The organism is Tateyamaria rhodophyticola, from assembly GCF_047777875.1.
Lineage (GTDB): Bacteria > Pseudomonadota > Alphaproteobacteria > Rhodobacterales > Rhodobacteraceae > Tateyamaria.
Window position 1 is genome coordinate 1,700,648 of the sequence record NZ_CP180519.1, and the last position, 13,901, is coordinate 1,714,548.

Consider the following 13,901-nt stretch of genomic DNA (forward strand, 5'->3'; position numbering starts at 1 on the left):
AAATACCCGGGCACTTGGAAATAACTTTGCAGGTGCAGCATTACCCGGATTCGCCGCGATTGGCGAGGCGATGGGCCTGATATCTTTGTGTCCAATTGTCGCTCGTCGCGTCGGCGAGTTTTTGGGTTGGGACCGTGATGGTATCGGCGATGTCCTGATCAAGACCGAGGTGGATCAGGATCATGCGCAGCGCGATCTGGGGGGTGTCGACGAGGTCTTCGTAGGTGAGTGACCAGGGCGCGATGCTGTGGTCAGCAAACCAGTTGAGCCAGGCGCGGTCGGCGGCGTCAAACCTGGCGATCTGGGCTGTGATCGCGTCCGGGTCATAACCTGTGTCGCGCGCGGGTGTGATCCGTTCGAGGTCGGAACCGTCGGCGTTGCGGTGCCACAGGCCGGTCTGTTCGGCACGCAGGAGTGAGATGGCCTGAGCCAGCTTGTCCTGACGGCGCAGCCAGATGTAGCGGGTGGGGCCAAAGGCGGCGTCGATGCGTTCTGGGTCGGTGTCACCATAGTGTTGCAGGGCGTGCATCATATAGGCGTGGCTATGCTGTTGCAGGCGTATACCAGTGAGACCCTGTGTGCCGGTGGCCTTCACCGCTGCGATGATGTCGGTCAGGGGAGCGTCACCCTCGAGCCCAAGCCCACGGGCCCAACTGGGTATGTCGGGCCTGTGGAAATAGCTTTGAGGCTGGCCAGCCACACCTGTGGCCCGGAGCATCCCGCAGAGCATGGTCGAGCCGCTGCGAGGTGCCGTGCAGATGATGTAGCTGCGTGCGGTCATGTGGGTAGGATGGGCAATACTGCCCATCCTGCGTCAAGCCACGTCAAAGGCGAGCGGTTTGACCTGTGTGAACTGCCCAGTGCCCTGGAGCGTTTTCAGCACGTCCTCGGGGATCGGGTTGTCAACATAGAGAAGCGCAATTGCCTCTCCGCCCACATCGGCCCGACCCAGGGTAAAGTTCGCGATGTTCACGCCATTGGCGCCCATCGTGTTCCCCAAAAGGCCGATGATGCCCGGTACGTCCTCGTTGGTGGTATAGAGCATGTTGGCGCCGATCTCGGCGTCGATATTGATGCCCTTGATCTGAATGAACCGGGGTTTGCCGTCCGAAAACACCGTACCCGCCACGGAACGTTCACGTTTGTCGGTGACCACGGTGACCTTGATATAGCCGTCAAAGGCGCCGGATTTGTCCTGATTGGTGGTCGAGATCTTGATCCCGCGTTCCTTGGCCACAATCGGTGCGGAGACCATGTTCACATCCGGGTTGGCCTTTTTCATGATGCCCGCGATCACGCCGCAGTTCAGCGCCTCAAGGTTCATTCCGGCCACAACACCGTCATAGAGGATGTTGATCGCCTTGATCGGCTCGTCCGTCATCTGGCCGGTAAAGGAGCCAAGGTGCCCGGCAAGCTTGAGCCAAGGGCCCATCACCTTGGCCTCTTCGGCGGTGACGGACGGCATGTTCAGCGCGTTTTCCACGGCACCGGTCAGCAGATAGTTCGCCATCTGCTCGGCCACCTGCAGCGCGACGTTCTCCTGCGCCTCGGTGGTGGCGGCCCCGAGGTGCGGGGTGACGACGACGTTGGGGAGGTTAAAGAGCGGGTTCTCCTTGGCGGGCTCTTCGGCGAACACATCAAAGGCTGCGCCAGCGACGTGACCGGATTTCAGTGCTTCGGCCAGGGCGGTCTCGTCCACGAGGCCACCGCGCGCACAGTTGATGATCCGCACCCCTGGTTTCATCATCGCAATCTTTTCGGCGGTGATCATGTTGGCGGTCTGTTCGGTCTTGGGAACGTGCAGCGTGATAAAGTCGGCGCGCTGGAGCAGGTCATCCAGTTCGACCTTTTCCACACCCATCTTTTCGGCCTTTTCCTGCCCAAGGAAGGGGTCAAAGGCCAGCACCTTCATCTTGAGGCCGCGGGCACGGTCGCAGACGATACCACCGATATTGCCCGCGCCGATCACGCCAAGGGTCTTGCCGGTGAGTTCGGTGCCCATGAACCTGGACTTTTCCCACTTGCCGGCATGGGTGGAGGAGGAGGCTTCGGGGATCTGACGGGCGACAGCGAACATCATTGCAATCGCATGTTCGGCGGTGGTGATCATGTTGCCGAAGGGCGTGTTCATGACGATCACGCCCTTTTTGGAGGCCGCGTCCTTGTCGATATTGTCGGTCCCGATGCCCGCGCGGCCGATCACCTTGAGGTTGCCGGCGTTCTTGAGAATTGTTGGCGTGACGCGCGTGGCGGAGCGGATCGCGAGGCCGTCATATTGGTCGATGACCTGCGCCAGTTTTTCCTTGTCCTTGCCCAGGTCGGGTTCGAAATCCACGTCGATGCCGCGATCCTTGAAAATCTGGACGGCGGCGGCGGAGAGCTTGTCGGAGATGAGTACTTTGGGAGCCATGTGTGTGGTCCTTTGTCGGTCGGTGTCAAAATGCGGGCTGCGCCCACGCTGTTTTGTAAGGGGGCTTTGCCCCCGGCCTGCGGCCTCCCCCATGGTATTTTCAGCCAGAAGAAGGCAGGGCGGTCAGGCGTTGATTTCGGCGTCGAATGCGTAGGCCAGCCATGGCAGCATGGCGTCTATGTCGGCCGTCTCGACCGTGCCGCCGCACCAGATGCGCAGGCCCGGAGGGGCGTCGCGATACGCGCCGATGTCGAGTGCCACGCCTTCGTCGGCGAGGCGCTTGGCAACGGCTTTGGCGAAGGCTGCGCCGTCGGTGATGCGGTCATCCGTGAACTTGAGGCAGACGGATGTTGTGGAGGCCGTGGCCGGGTCGGATGCGAGGTTTTCGATCCAGTCATGTGCCGCCACGAAATCGGCAATGGCTTTGGCATTGGCGTCTGCGCGTGCGATGAGCCCTTGCAGGCCACCCACGCTGCGGGCCCAGTCCAGCGCCTGAAGGTAGTCTTCGACGCAGAGCATTGAGGGTGTATTGATCGTGGCCCCTTCGAAGATGCCGTCGATCAGCTTGCCGCCCTTGGTCAGGCGGAAGATCTTGGGCATTGGCCATGGCGGTGTATAGGATTCGAGCCGTGCGACGGCGCGCGGCGACAGGATGATCATTCCGTGGGCCGCTTCTCCGCCAAGCACTTTTTGCCAGCTGAAGGTCGTGACATCCAGCTTGTCCCAGGGCAGGTCCATGGCAAAGGCGGCGGAGGTCGCGTCGCACAGGGTCAGACCGGCACGGTCGGCGGGGATCGCGTCGCCGTTTGGCATGCGCACGCCGGATGTTGTCCCGTTCCAGGTGAAGCAGACGTCGTGGTCATAGTTGAGCGCGGCCATATCCACGATGTCGCCGTAGTCGGCGGTGTGGACGGTGTGTTCGATTTTCAGTTGCTTGGCGACGTCCGTGACCCAGCCTGCGCCGAAGCTTTCCCAGGCCACCATTTCTGCGTGGCGTTCGCCCAGAAGCGACCACATGGCCATCTCGTACGCACCCGTGTCGGACGCAGGGACGATGCCGATCTTGTAGTCGGCGGGCACACCGAGGAGATCGCGGGTTTCCTCGATCGCGGCTTTGAGTTTGGTCTTGCCCACGGCTGCACGGTGCGAGCGACCCAGGGGCGCGTCGGCGAGCGATTGCAGCGTGAATGTCGGGGGTTTGGCGCAAGGGCCGGATGAAAAACGCGGATTTGCCGGCCGCGTGGCCGGAACAGTGATAGCCATCTGATGTTATCCTTACAGATATGCGCCCTTCGTTGGGGAAGGGTGTCCCACGGCCACAGCTATGGAATGACGGGGGAATCAGCAACCCGAAAAGAACGGCATTCTTGCGGTCGTTGCGTATTCAGGGGTGTGAGGTGGGGCCGCAGGTTTCCGATAGACGCAAATGGCGCGCCGGGGTCACAAGAGGGATGGGCGTATGGGAAGGGCCAGCGTCTCCCTCCTCTGGATGCGCGTCTGTGCGTTGCCGCAGTGTCAAACGTCTTGTACGGACACAGGCTTTCGCGGCCATGGGGTAGGTCGCATTGGAGATGCCGTGTCACTTTTCCCGGGACTTTCGGGCCCGGTTGGCCGCGTCTGTGGCGGCGCTGGGAGACGGCAAAGCATATTGACCTGCGGCACATTATATATTGCAGTGTTTGCCGGCCCCGCTATGCACGTGCTGCAGTCCAATTCGAAAGCTGAGACATGACCGATACGATCCTTGTAACAGGTGGCGCAGGCTTCCTCGGCTCTCATTTGTGCGACAGGCTGATTGAACAGGGCAGTCATGTGCTGTGCGTCGACAACTTCTTTACCGGGTCAAAGAACAACGTCTTGCATTTGCATGGTCACCCGCAGTTTGAACTGCTGCGGCATGATGTGACCTTTCCGCTCTATGTCGAGGTGGATGCGATTTACAATCTCGCCTGTCCCGCCTCGCCCGTGCATTACCAGCATGACCCGGTGCAGACGACCAAGACGAGTGTTTTGGGCGCGATCAACATGTTGGGCCTGGCCAAGCGGCTCAAGGTCCCGATTTTCCAGGCCTCCACATCCGAGGTCTATGGCGATCCAGAGGTGCATCCGCAGCCGGAGACGTATTGGGGCAATGTGAACCCCCGGGGCCTCCGCTCCTGCTATGATGAAGGCAAGCGCTGTGCGGAAACGCTGTTTTTCGACTACAACCGACAGCACAAGCTGCACGTCAAGGTGGCGCGGATTTTCAACACCTATGGTCCGCGCATGCATCCTGCGGATGGGCGGGTTGTATCGAACTTCATCGTGCAGGCGCTGCAAGGCAAGGACATCACCGTTTACGGGACCGGTTCGCAGACGCGGTCGTTCTGTTACGTCGATGACCTTGTTGAAGGGTTCGTCCGCCTGATGGACACCGGTCCGGAGGTGACGGGCCCCGTCAATCTGGGCAATCCGGGCGAATACAGCATCCTCGAATTGGCGGAAAACATCACCGATATGGTGGGAAGCAAGTCGAAGGTGGTGTTCGAAGACCTGCCCTCGGACGATCCGCAGCAGCGCAAACCGGACATTGCCCTTGCGCGGGAGCTGCTGGATTGGGAGCCAAAGCAAAAGCTGCGTGATGGGCTGGGTAAAACGATCGCTTACTTCGAAGAGCTGTTGTCCAAGGGCTGACCGATACGCGGCGGCGGTTGTTTCGGTGGGTGTGGCCAAACGCCCGTCTGTCTGACTTGTTTCCCGGTTGGCCGACGTAGGCAGAACGCGCGCCCAACTGGCGCATCTTTGCCGCACAGCTTTTGATTTCCGACCATAGCGTCTTGGCCGTGGACGGGTCCGGGTCTATGACACCGCGATACGGGACCCGAAGGCGCGGGACATCGCACCTGGCTCACGCTGCCTACGGATTTCAGGACCCTCGACGTAAGGCACCACGTTATGACGAAAACCAAAATTGCAGTTGCCGGCATCGGTTATGTTGGTCTTTCCAATGCGGTTCTTCTGGCGCAGCACAACACCGTTGTGGCGACAGACCTGTCATCTGAGCGTGTGGATATGCTCAACGCACGCAAGTCGCCGATTGTGGATGCCGAAATGGAAGATTTTCTGGCCAATCGTGATCTCGACCTGCATGCGACCCTGGACGGTGCGGCGGCGTTTCGAGACGCCGAGTTCGTGATTGTGGCGACACCTACAAATTACGATCCCGAAACGAATTACTTTGACACGTCGAGCGTCGAGGCAGTGATCAAGAACGTGATCGCGGTGAACACCCACGCCTGCATCATCATCAAATCCACCATTCCCGTCGGCTTCTGCGACGACGTCAGCGCGCGGCTTAACACCGATCAGGTGGTGTTTAGCCCGGAGTTCCTGCGGGAGGGGCAGGCGCTGTTTGACAATTTGCACCCGTCGCGGATCATCGTCGGCGAACAAAGCGAGCGTGCCCGGAAATTCGCCGCCCTGCTTGCTGGCGGCGCTGTCAAAACGGATATCGAAACGCTCTTTACCGGGTCATCCGAGGCGGAGGCGATCAAGCTTTTTGCGAACACGTATCTTGCGATGCGGGTGGCTTACTTCAATGAACTGGACAGCTATGCGCTCAGCAGCGGGCTGAATGCAAAGCAGATCATTGAAGGTGTGAGCCTCGATCCGCGCATCGGCGGACACTATAACAACCCGTCGTTTGGCTATGGTGGGTACTGCCTGCCCAAGGACACCAAACAGCTGCTGGCGAATTACTCGGCTGTGCCACAGAACATCATGACCGCAATTGTGGAAGCGAACCGGACCCGCAAGGATTTCATCGCGGAACAGATCCTCGCGAAATCGCCCAAGGTTGTTGGGGTGCACCGGTTGGTCATGAAAGCCGGGTCGGACAATTTCCGCCAAAGCTCTGTTCAGGGGATCATGAAGCGGATCAAGGCGAAGGGCATCGAAGTGGTCGTTTATGAACCCGCGTTGGAAGATGACCTGTTCTTTGGGTCGCGGGTCGAACGTGATCTGGCGCGGTTCAAGGCGCAAGCCGACGTCATCATTGCGAACCGGCTGGTCGAAGAGCTGGAGGATGTGTCAGACCGCGTCTTTACCCGCGACCTGTTTGGCGAAAGCTGAAGGCCGGGCCCGTCGCGCCCGTACGGGATGGTTTCCCTGTCGGTCGGGGGTTATAGCGCGGCCTGAGATTATATTCGCATCATCACCTGGACCCTTTGCCCATGTATGTTTGTACCCTGCTGACCGATCCCGCCCAGCCGTCCCTGGACGGGGTGTTGATCGAGAACCTGCGCAATGCATGGGGCGGTGGAGATGTGGCGTGGTTGGCGGTTGATGAGGCGGCGGCGTTTCCGTTGCCCCGGATGCCCGACAACCGCTGGGACGTTTGGGCGGACATGCAGGGTATGGGCGTTGATCTGGTGGTTTTGCCAGCGGACAATCCGCGCAAGAAGATGTTGCTGGCCGACATGGACAGCACGATGATCCAGCAGGAATGCATTGACGAGTTGGCCGATGTGGCCGGTGTTGGTGATCGGGTGAAGGACATCACCGCGCGGGCCATGAACGGGGAACTGGATTTCGAAGCAGCCATTCGCGAGCGCGTTGGATTGCTGCGGGATTTGCCGGAGACGGTGATTGATCAGGTGTTGGCGACGCGCATTACCTACATGCCCGGTGGGGCCACACTGCTCGCGACGATGAAGGCGAACGGGGCATATGCCGCGCTTGTGTCGGGCGGGTTCACGGCGTTCACGGCTGCGGTGGCGCGGCAGCTTGGGTTTGACGAAAACCGGGCCAACACGCTGCTGGTGGATGATGGCAAGCTGACGGGTGGGGTCGGGATGCCGATCCTGGGACAGCAGGCCAAGGTGGATGCGCTTGAGGAGATCACCGGGCGGTTGGGTCTGACCGAGGCGGATGTTCTGGCCGTTGGTGACGGGGCCAATGATCTGGGGATGTTGGGGCGGGCCGGAATGGGCGTTGCGCTGCACGCCAAACCCGCGGTCGCGGCGCAATGCGATGTTCGGGTGAATTTTGGCGACCTGACGGCGCTGTTGTACCTTCAGGGCTATACGCGGGACGATTTTGTGACCGTGTAGGGGGCTCTGCCCCCCGGCCTTTGGCCGTCCCCCGTGGTATTTTTGGCCAGAAGAAACATGGACAGTCGGTTCTGGATTCGGGTGCCGTTCGCCGGGGTCAGAGCAGGTCAGGTGCCGCGCGCATATGGCCAGTGGTCTTGCCGTCCCAGTTCTGAATGGGTCCGTTCGTGTAGGCGATGGCTTCGGGGTGGAAACGATCAAGCGCACCGTGACGGATCAGCAGTTGCGCAATCGCGCATTCGGCAGCGCGGGTGGCGCCATCGGCTACTTTGAGCGCAATGCCCAGCCGTTGTTCCGGCAGGATCGCGATAAAGAACCCTTCGGCACCGGTTTTGATCGCCACTTTGTGGTTCATCGCGCGCATCAGGCGCGTGCAGGCGCGGCCTTCTCCGGCGACAAGCTCGGGATATGTGGCCATCGCCCGGGTCAGGTTGTGTGCGGCACTGCCTTCGCCCGCCGCTGCGAACTTGGCCATGGCGCGGGCCATGCCGTGCAGGGTGCTTGCGAAATTGGGTGCGGAGCAGCCGTCGATGCCGTGGCCGGGTGAGGTTTCCCCGGTCATCCGCTCGAACGCCTCGAGGCAGGCGCGCTGTACCGGGTGGTCGGGATCCACGTAATCGGGGCCTGCGCCAAGATGTTTGGACAGGGTCAGAAAGCCCGCGTGCTTGCCCGAACAATTGTTGTGAATCCGGCAGATCGGTGCGCCATCGCGGATCAGCGCATCATGCACATCATTGTCGCGCGGCATTTGCGGGCCACAGCAGAAGTCATCGTCGTTGCGCCCGATGGCCTCGAGCCACGCTGCGACGGGATCAATGTGGATACGCGCGGCATTGTGGGACGCACAGGCCAGCGCCAGGTGCATCGGTTTCAGATCATGGGCGGTGGCCGCGCCGCTTTCGATCAGGGGCAGCGCCTGGATCATCTTGGCCGATGAACGCGGCAGGATCACCGCGTTTGGATCCCCCCAGGCTTCGACAATCTCTCCGCCCGCATCACAGACCACGGCATGGCCCATATGAATGCTTTCCAGAAACGCACCGCGCCAGATTTCGGCGAGCGGGGCGGCGGGGCCTGCGGCATGGGGCATGATTTTTCCTCACGTGTTGGCGAAAAGCTGCCAAATCTTCTTTCCAGCGTCGCGCGTTTCACGTTAATGTGCCACTTGTCGAGAAGAAATACCGCTGCGGCAATAGATTGCGCACCAATGACGCAGTCATCGCGGGGGACTGAAATTGAGGTTTGGACAGCTTGGAGGCTGTGACAATGGGAATTTTTGCGAAACTGGCCAAAACTGCTGGCATCTTGTCGCTCATCGCCACGCCTGCGCTGGCGCAGGAGGAAAGCACGAACCGTGTGGCGGCAAAGACGGATTGGAGCGTTTTTGTCGAAGACAACCCGACCGAGTGTTGGGGTGTGGCCACGCCAAAGGAAACGGTGAACACGCGCGATGGTCGCGTTGTTGCGGTGACACGGGGGCAGACGCTGCTCATGGTGTTTTACCGCCCGAGTGCCGGAGCCAAGGGTCAGGTGGCGTTTACCGGAGGGTATCCGTTCCGTCCGGGATCAACGGTCAACATGAATATCAGCGGGAATGCTTTCGAGCTGTTTACGGATGGTGAGTGGGCGTGGCCTGCGACCGTGGCGGATGATGCCAAGATCGTCACCGCGATGAAGCGCGGTGCGGATGCGGTGGTCACGGGCGTATCGAGCCGCGGAACGCAGACGAAGGACACGTTTTCCCTGCTTGGGTTTACGGCTGCGGTTGAAGATGCCGAGGGACGCTGCGGCGGCTGATCGCCTGCGGTCCGGCGGATCACGCGGGGCGCACATCAAATCACGAAGATGCGAGGGGCTGTGCAGGAATGCACGGCCCCGTTTGCGTTTCGGGCTGTTGGGAACTGTTTGGTCCTCAACTAAGTCGGTGTGCATGGAAACCGGAAAGGAGACCGACATGGTCACCACGACTGTACACGACCTCGAAACAGCCCCCGAGGCTTCGAAACCGCTTTTGGAAAATTCCATCAAGGCCTTTGGTCGCCTGCCAAGCCTGCATGGCGTTATGGCGGCGAGCCCTGGCCTTCTGGAGGGATATCAGCACCTGCACCGGCTTGCGATTGAAGGCACGGCCTTTACCCCAGAAGAGCGTACCGTGGTGTGGATGACGGTAAACGTTGCCAATGCGTGCCACTACTGTGTGCCCGCCCATACCGGGATCGCGAAGCGTGAGAAGATTGACGACGATATCGTGAATGCGCTGCGGGATGAGACACCATTGCCCGCCAAGCTTGAGGCATTGCGCGACTTTACCCTTGCGGTGCGCGAGACCCATGGACGCCCCGGTGCGGCGGCACTCGATGCGTTTCTGGCGGCCGGGTATGACGAACGAGCGATTTTGGATGTGATCCTGATCGTGGCACAGAAGGTCATGTCGAATTTCACCAACGCGATTTTCGACACACCGACGGATGCAGCATTTGCGCCGTTTGCATGGGAACCCAAGGCCATCGCTGCGGAATAAAAGGTGGACTGGGGGCCAGCCCCCAGACCCCCGTGGTATTTTCAGCCAGAAGAAGCGCAGGGAATCTCTTTTGATTGCCTGCGCTTTTCTTATATAGGGGCGCATCACCCCAAGGACTGGATACTGGTATGGCTGACGCGCCGATCACGCAGGACGTTTTGACGATCCCCCGGAAATTGCCGGAGGGTCCGGTGAACCTTGTCGGAATGACACGGGCGCAGATGCGGGATGCGTTGATCGCCCACGGGACACCGGAAAAGCAGGCGAAGATGCGTGTGGGGCAGATCTGGCAGTGGATCTACCAATGGGGCGTGCGTGACTTTGCGGTGATGACCAACCTGAGCAAGGTGTATCGTGCGCAACTGGCGGAGGCCTTTGTGATCGAAATCCCGGAGGTCGTGTCAAAGCAGGTGAGCGTGGATGGCACGCGCAAGTGGCTGGTGCGCATTGCAGGGGGTCACGAGGTCGAGGTTGTTTATATCCCGGAAGAAGATCGGGGGACGCTGTGCGTGTCGAGCCAGGTGGGCTGCACGCTGACCTGTTCGTTCTGTCACACCGGGACGCAAAAGTTGGTGCGGAACCTGACGGCGGCGGAAATTGTCGGTCAGGTGATGATGGCGCGTGACGATCTGGACGAATGGCCGGTGCCGGGCGCGCCCAAGGACGAGACGCGCCTGCTGTCGAACATCGTGCTGATGGGCATGGGCGAGCCGCTGTATAACTTCGAGAACGTGCGCGACGCGATGAAGATCTGCATGGACGAAGAGGGCATTCAGTTGTCGCGTCGGCGGATCACGTTGAGCACGTCGGGCGTTGTCCCCGAGATCGCGCGGACTGCGGATGAGATTGGGTGCCAGTTGGCGGTGTCGTTCCACGCGACGACGGATGAGGTGCGCGACCGCTTGGTGCCGATCAACAAACGGTGGAACATCGAGACGCTGCTGGACGCGCTGCGGGCGTATCCGAAGGGGCGCAATTCGGAGCGTATCACGTTTGAATATGTGATGCTGCATGGGGTCAACGATACCGATGAGGACGCGCACCGGTTGGTGGAACTGCTCAAGGGCATTCCGGCCAAGGTGAACCTGATCCCGTTCAACGAATGGCCCGGCGCGCCGTATACCCGGTCGTCGAACAACCGCATCCGGGCCTTTGCCAACATCATCTATCAGGCGGGCTATGCTTCACCCATCCGGACACCACGAGGTGAGGATATTCTGGCTGCCTGCGGGCAGTTGAAGTCGGCCACAGAGCGGGCGCGCAAGTCGCGCAAGGAGATTGCAGCAGAGGCCGGGTTGGGGTCCGCGTAGGCCAAAGGTCAACGCTGCTGTCTTTTCTACAGACTGATGACGTGCTCATAATATTGCATTTAAATGCAATATGCGCGGGTGTTTTGCGCGCTTACACCGGGATTGTGAGCCATGGAATTGAAGATCGGGACCGCCCGTTTTGATGCACTGCCCATAGATCCGTCCGAAGAGATTCTGGACAGCTATCGGGGCACTAGCACGCGCCGGCAGTTTGAATTGGCGATGTTGCGCCAGTTGCATGACCTTACCACGTTGAGCGTCGCGCAATACGATTGTGCGACAGGTGTCGTCACCAGTGATCTGCTGAATGAACAGGGTCAATTTGAAATCGGGCGCCAGATGAAATTCGTGGGCACCAACGCATCAGGCAAAGCAACAAAGAAAGCAACGATCGCCTATCGCGACGCGTTGTTGGCGGCCAGCGGTTATGACGACATGTTCAAGATGGCCGCAGACCTCGACAAGCGTTTTGGGGTTTATTCGGCAAAGGTGCCGTTTGATAAGATATTCGCCAAGATTGGACGCAAGAAGTCGTTTCGCGTCGCCGCTTTGGTTGAGTGGCTTTCGTTTGAGCTGGTGCCGAAACCAAATCGTTTTCCAGGCACGATGTTCGCCGCGGTCCCCTATCACGTCAGTTACACTGTGACCGTGTTCAACAAATGCAACAAGTCCGGCACAAAGACCCTGATTTACGGCGAGGTGGTCACGCTGAATGGACGTGGGCTGAACCCGGTTGATCCCGACATGCGTGACGCTGTGCGAAAACGCCTCAAGGAACGGGTGGCGCAATACGAAAGAAATTTGACCGTCCTCAAGGCGAAGCTGGCCCAAATGCTCGAGCGGGAAGGGTCCGAACGATCCAAAGAGGAAGAGGGGGATTTGCGTAGGCGTATCCGGGAAACCGAAAAGCTCCACCGCAGATACAAAAAGCAGTTGAACAAGATCTCGAACGACTGACGCAAATTTCGATGTGCGTGGCGATGGTGACGACAGGCCGGTGGGAATGCAGAACAGGAGATTATGATGCAACTTGGTGATGCAACGCTCGACTTTGAGCCGTTTTCCATTGGCATGCCCGGTATGGGTGGCCAGGTCATTGCGGGAAATGTGGACAAGCCTGAGGATTTCCCGGCGTCGCGGGCCTTGTATCATGAGACGAGACAGACGTTTTTTTGGTATGACTGCCAAACCGGAACGTCGCGCCAGCGCCGCGTGGACCAGATGGGCAATCTCGTGGTTGGGCCCGCCTTGATCGTCTTTGGGAAGGCGCAGAAAACCCCGGTGGGGTTCACCAAGCCCACCAACAAGAGCCGGCAACAGACATTGGATGCGTTTGCCGCAGCCACTGGTTTCCGGACGTCGCGCCAATTGTCAGCGGAACTGGGCAAGCAACTGGGGTCAACGGCGGTGAGCGTCCCTTGGGCTGAGATCGAGAAAAACCATCAGGGCACTGTCAGCTATGAAGTCAGCTATGAGGCGGATGTCGTTGCCCTCAGGATCAAGCTGGTCGGAGGGGCATTGCCAGGGGATATTTTCCTGCTCGTTCCGATGGCTGTACAATTCTATTCTGACACCACAGGCGTCTGTGTTGACGGCAAATTCCATGACGACGTCATCTGGCTTTCGCCCTATTACAGGGCGTATTACGACCCTGAAGTTCCGGTACACCTGTCCGGGCCTGTCGGGCGTGGGCTCCAGCGGGACGAGGCAAAGCGGCGTGTGCAGGAGATCGAACGGGAGATGGCGGACATCCGCAGCGGTCTGAGCTTCCCTGGCCCTTTCATTCCCGGATCCGAAACCAGCATATCGCCAGAGGATGCCAAGGCAGCGGCATTGGAAGAGCTGCGCCGGAAGATTGACGAACTGATCACGTATTAAATCCGGTCCGCTCGGCCATTGTTCGTGAAATGGTCACAATCTTTTCCCGTTTGCGCACCAATCCCGCCTTGGTCCGCTTGCAGGGTCGCTTCAGGGAAACTGGAAATGGAGCGACGGAAAAATGTCGATCATTGTAAAACAAGACAGCTTTATCGCAGCACAAGTGCTGGAAATCGTCAGCCGCGAACGCAAACTGGCGCTGTCGCGCCGCGAGTGGAAGCACCGTCTTGCGGGCATGGGCTATGGTATTCGGGAAACGGATGCGGGCGACGTTCTGGAAACGCTGCCGCACCGCGTGCCGGTGTGTCCGCTGCCGTCTGAGCTGTGTGCTTAAAACCGGCGCAGCACTGAACGACCCAGAAGGACACCGGCGCCAACGGCGACTGCCACGGCGGTGACCGGGTTCTTGCGGATCGCGTTCTGGCTGGCCTCATAGGCGGCGGATGCACGCTGGCCTGCTTCGGCCCGATACACATCGGCACGTTCGCGCGCCTGTTGCGACACCGTCTGTGCCGTATTCTTTGCGCCTTGTGCCTTTTCCGTGGCCAATGCGGCAATCATCTCGGCGAGCCGGGCCATATCCGCGCGGATCACGTCCAGCTGTTCAGCGACGGTTTCGGCCTGCGCTTTGTCATTTGTCTGTGTCATGTGTGACACCTCCATGGGCATTTCGCCCTCACCCACATCACATA

Annotated in this window: 14 protein-coding genes; 9 read left to right on the plus strand and 5 right to left on the minus strand. The window is 59.8% G+C overall.

Annotated features, from left to right (window positions below):
• Nucleotides 1–40: 40 nt before the first annotated feature.
• From ACERHN_RS10030 to ACERHN_RS10040, 3 genes are all read right to left on the minus strand, one after another.
• Nucleotides 41–781 (minus strand): Stf0 family sulfotransferase, encoded by a 741-nt coding sequence (locus tag ACERHN_RS10030; RefSeq protein WP_415922494.1) that lies wholly within the window; start codon nucleotides 779–781, stop codon nucleotides 41–43.
• Between the two features lie 33 nt (nucleotides 782–814).
• Nucleotides 815–2,410 carry a phosphoglycerate dehydrogenase gene (serA, locus tag ACERHN_RS10035; RefSeq protein ID WP_415922495.1) on the minus strand — a complete coding sequence of 532 codons (1,596 nt, stop codon included), beginning with the start codon at nucleotides 2,408–2,410 and terminating at the stop codon, nucleotides 815–817.
• A 123-nt stretch (nucleotides 2,411–2,533) separates the two neighbouring features.
• Nucleotides 2,534–3,673: a phosphoserine transaminase gene (locus ACERHN_RS10040; protein ID WP_415922496.1), complete on the minus strand. Its 1,140-nt coding sequence runs from the start codon at nucleotides 3,671–3,673 to the stop codon at nucleotides 2,534–2,536.
• A 465-nt stretch (nucleotides 3,674–4,138) separates the two neighbouring features.
• Here ACERHN_RS10040 and ACERHN_RS10045 point away from each other — a divergent pair, with 465 nt between their 5' ends.
• From ACERHN_RS10045 to serB, 3 genes are all read left to right on the plus strand, one after another.
• On the plus strand, nucleotides 4,139–5,083 hold the full coding sequence (locus ACERHN_RS10045) for a UDP-glucuronic acid decarboxylase family protein (RefSeq protein ID WP_415922497.1): 945 nt from the start codon (nucleotides 4,139–4,141) through the stop codon (nucleotides 5,081–5,083).
• A gap of 261 nt (nucleotides 5,084–5,344) precedes the next feature.
• Nucleotides 5,345–6,520 (plus strand): nucleotide sugar dehydrogenase, encoded by a 1,176-nt coding sequence (locus ACERHN_RS10050; protein ID WP_415922498.1) that lies wholly within the window; start codon nucleotides 5,345–5,347, stop codon nucleotides 6,518–6,520.
• Nucleotides 6,521–6,621: 101 nt separating this feature from the next.
• The gene (serB, locus tag ACERHN_RS10055) at nucleotides 6,622–7,500 is read left to right on the plus strand and encodes a phosphoserine phosphatase SerB (protein ID WP_415922499.1); all 879 of its coding nucleotides are present in this window, start codon (nucleotides 6,622–6,624) and stop codon (nucleotides 7,498–7,500) included.
• A gap of 97 nt (nucleotides 7,501–7,597) precedes the next feature.
• On the opposite strand, the gene ACERHN_RS10060 is transcribed toward serB, so the two are convergent.
• Complete coding sequence (locus tag ACERHN_RS10060; RefSeq protein ID WP_415922500.1) at nucleotides 7,598–8,590, minus strand: asparaginase; 993 nt, start codon at nucleotides 8,588–8,590, stop codon at nucleotides 7,598–7,600.
• 176 nt (nucleotides 8,591–8,766) lie between these two features.
• Here ACERHN_RS10060 and ACERHN_RS10065 point away from each other — a divergent pair, with 176 nt between their 5' ends.
• The 6 genes from ACERHN_RS10065 (at nucleotide 8,767) to ACERHN_RS10090 (ending at nucleotide 13,543) form a co-directional block, all read left to right on the plus strand.
• Nucleotides 8,767–9,297 (plus strand): invasion associated locus B family protein, encoded by a 531-nt coding sequence (locus ACERHN_RS10065; protein ID WP_415922501.1) that lies wholly within the window; start codon nucleotides 8,767–8,769, stop codon nucleotides 9,295–9,297.
• A 157-nt stretch (nucleotides 9,298–9,454) separates the two neighbouring features.
• On the plus strand, nucleotides 9,455–10,021 hold the full coding sequence (locus ACERHN_RS10070) for a carboxymuconolactone decarboxylase family protein (RefSeq protein ID WP_415922502.1): 567 nt from the start codon (nucleotides 9,455–9,457) through the stop codon (nucleotides 10,019–10,021).
• A 128-nt stretch (nucleotides 10,022–10,149) separates the two neighbouring features.
• A complete protein-coding gene (gene rlmN, locus ACERHN_RS10075; RefSeq protein WP_415922503.1) occupies nucleotides 10,150–11,331 on the plus strand; it encodes a 23S rRNA (adenine(2503)-C(2))-methyltransferase RlmN in 1,182 nt (393 codons plus the stop codon).
• Nucleotides 11,332–11,442: 111 nt separating this feature from the next.
• On the plus strand, nucleotides 11,443–12,288 hold the full coding sequence (locus tag ACERHN_RS10080) for a hypothetical protein (protein ID WP_415922504.1): 846 nt from the start codon (nucleotides 11,443–11,445) through the stop codon (nucleotides 12,286–12,288).
• A gap of 123 nt (nucleotides 12,289–12,411) precedes the next feature.
• Nucleotides 12,412–13,209, plus strand: coding sequence for a hypothetical protein (locus ACERHN_RS10085; RefSeq protein ID WP_415922505.1), 798 nt, complete (start codon nucleotides 12,412–12,414; stop codon nucleotides 13,207–13,209).
• Nucleotides 13,210–13,330: 121 nt separating this feature from the next.
• Nucleotides 13,331–13,543, plus strand: a complete 213-nt coding sequence (locus ACERHN_RS10090; protein WP_415922506.1) for a hypothetical protein — start codon at nucleotides 13,331–13,333, stop codon at nucleotides 13,541–13,543.
• Here ACERHN_RS10090 and ACERHN_RS10095 read toward each other — a convergent pair.
• Nucleotides 13,540–13,857 (minus strand): hypothetical protein, encoded by a 318-nt coding sequence (locus tag ACERHN_RS10095; RefSeq protein WP_415922507.1) that lies wholly within the window; start codon nucleotides 13,855–13,857, stop codon nucleotides 13,540–13,542. The two genes, ACERHN_RS10090 and ACERHN_RS10095, sit on opposite strands and share 4 nt — an antisense overlap.
• Nucleotides 13,858–13,901: the final 44 nt, after the last annotated feature.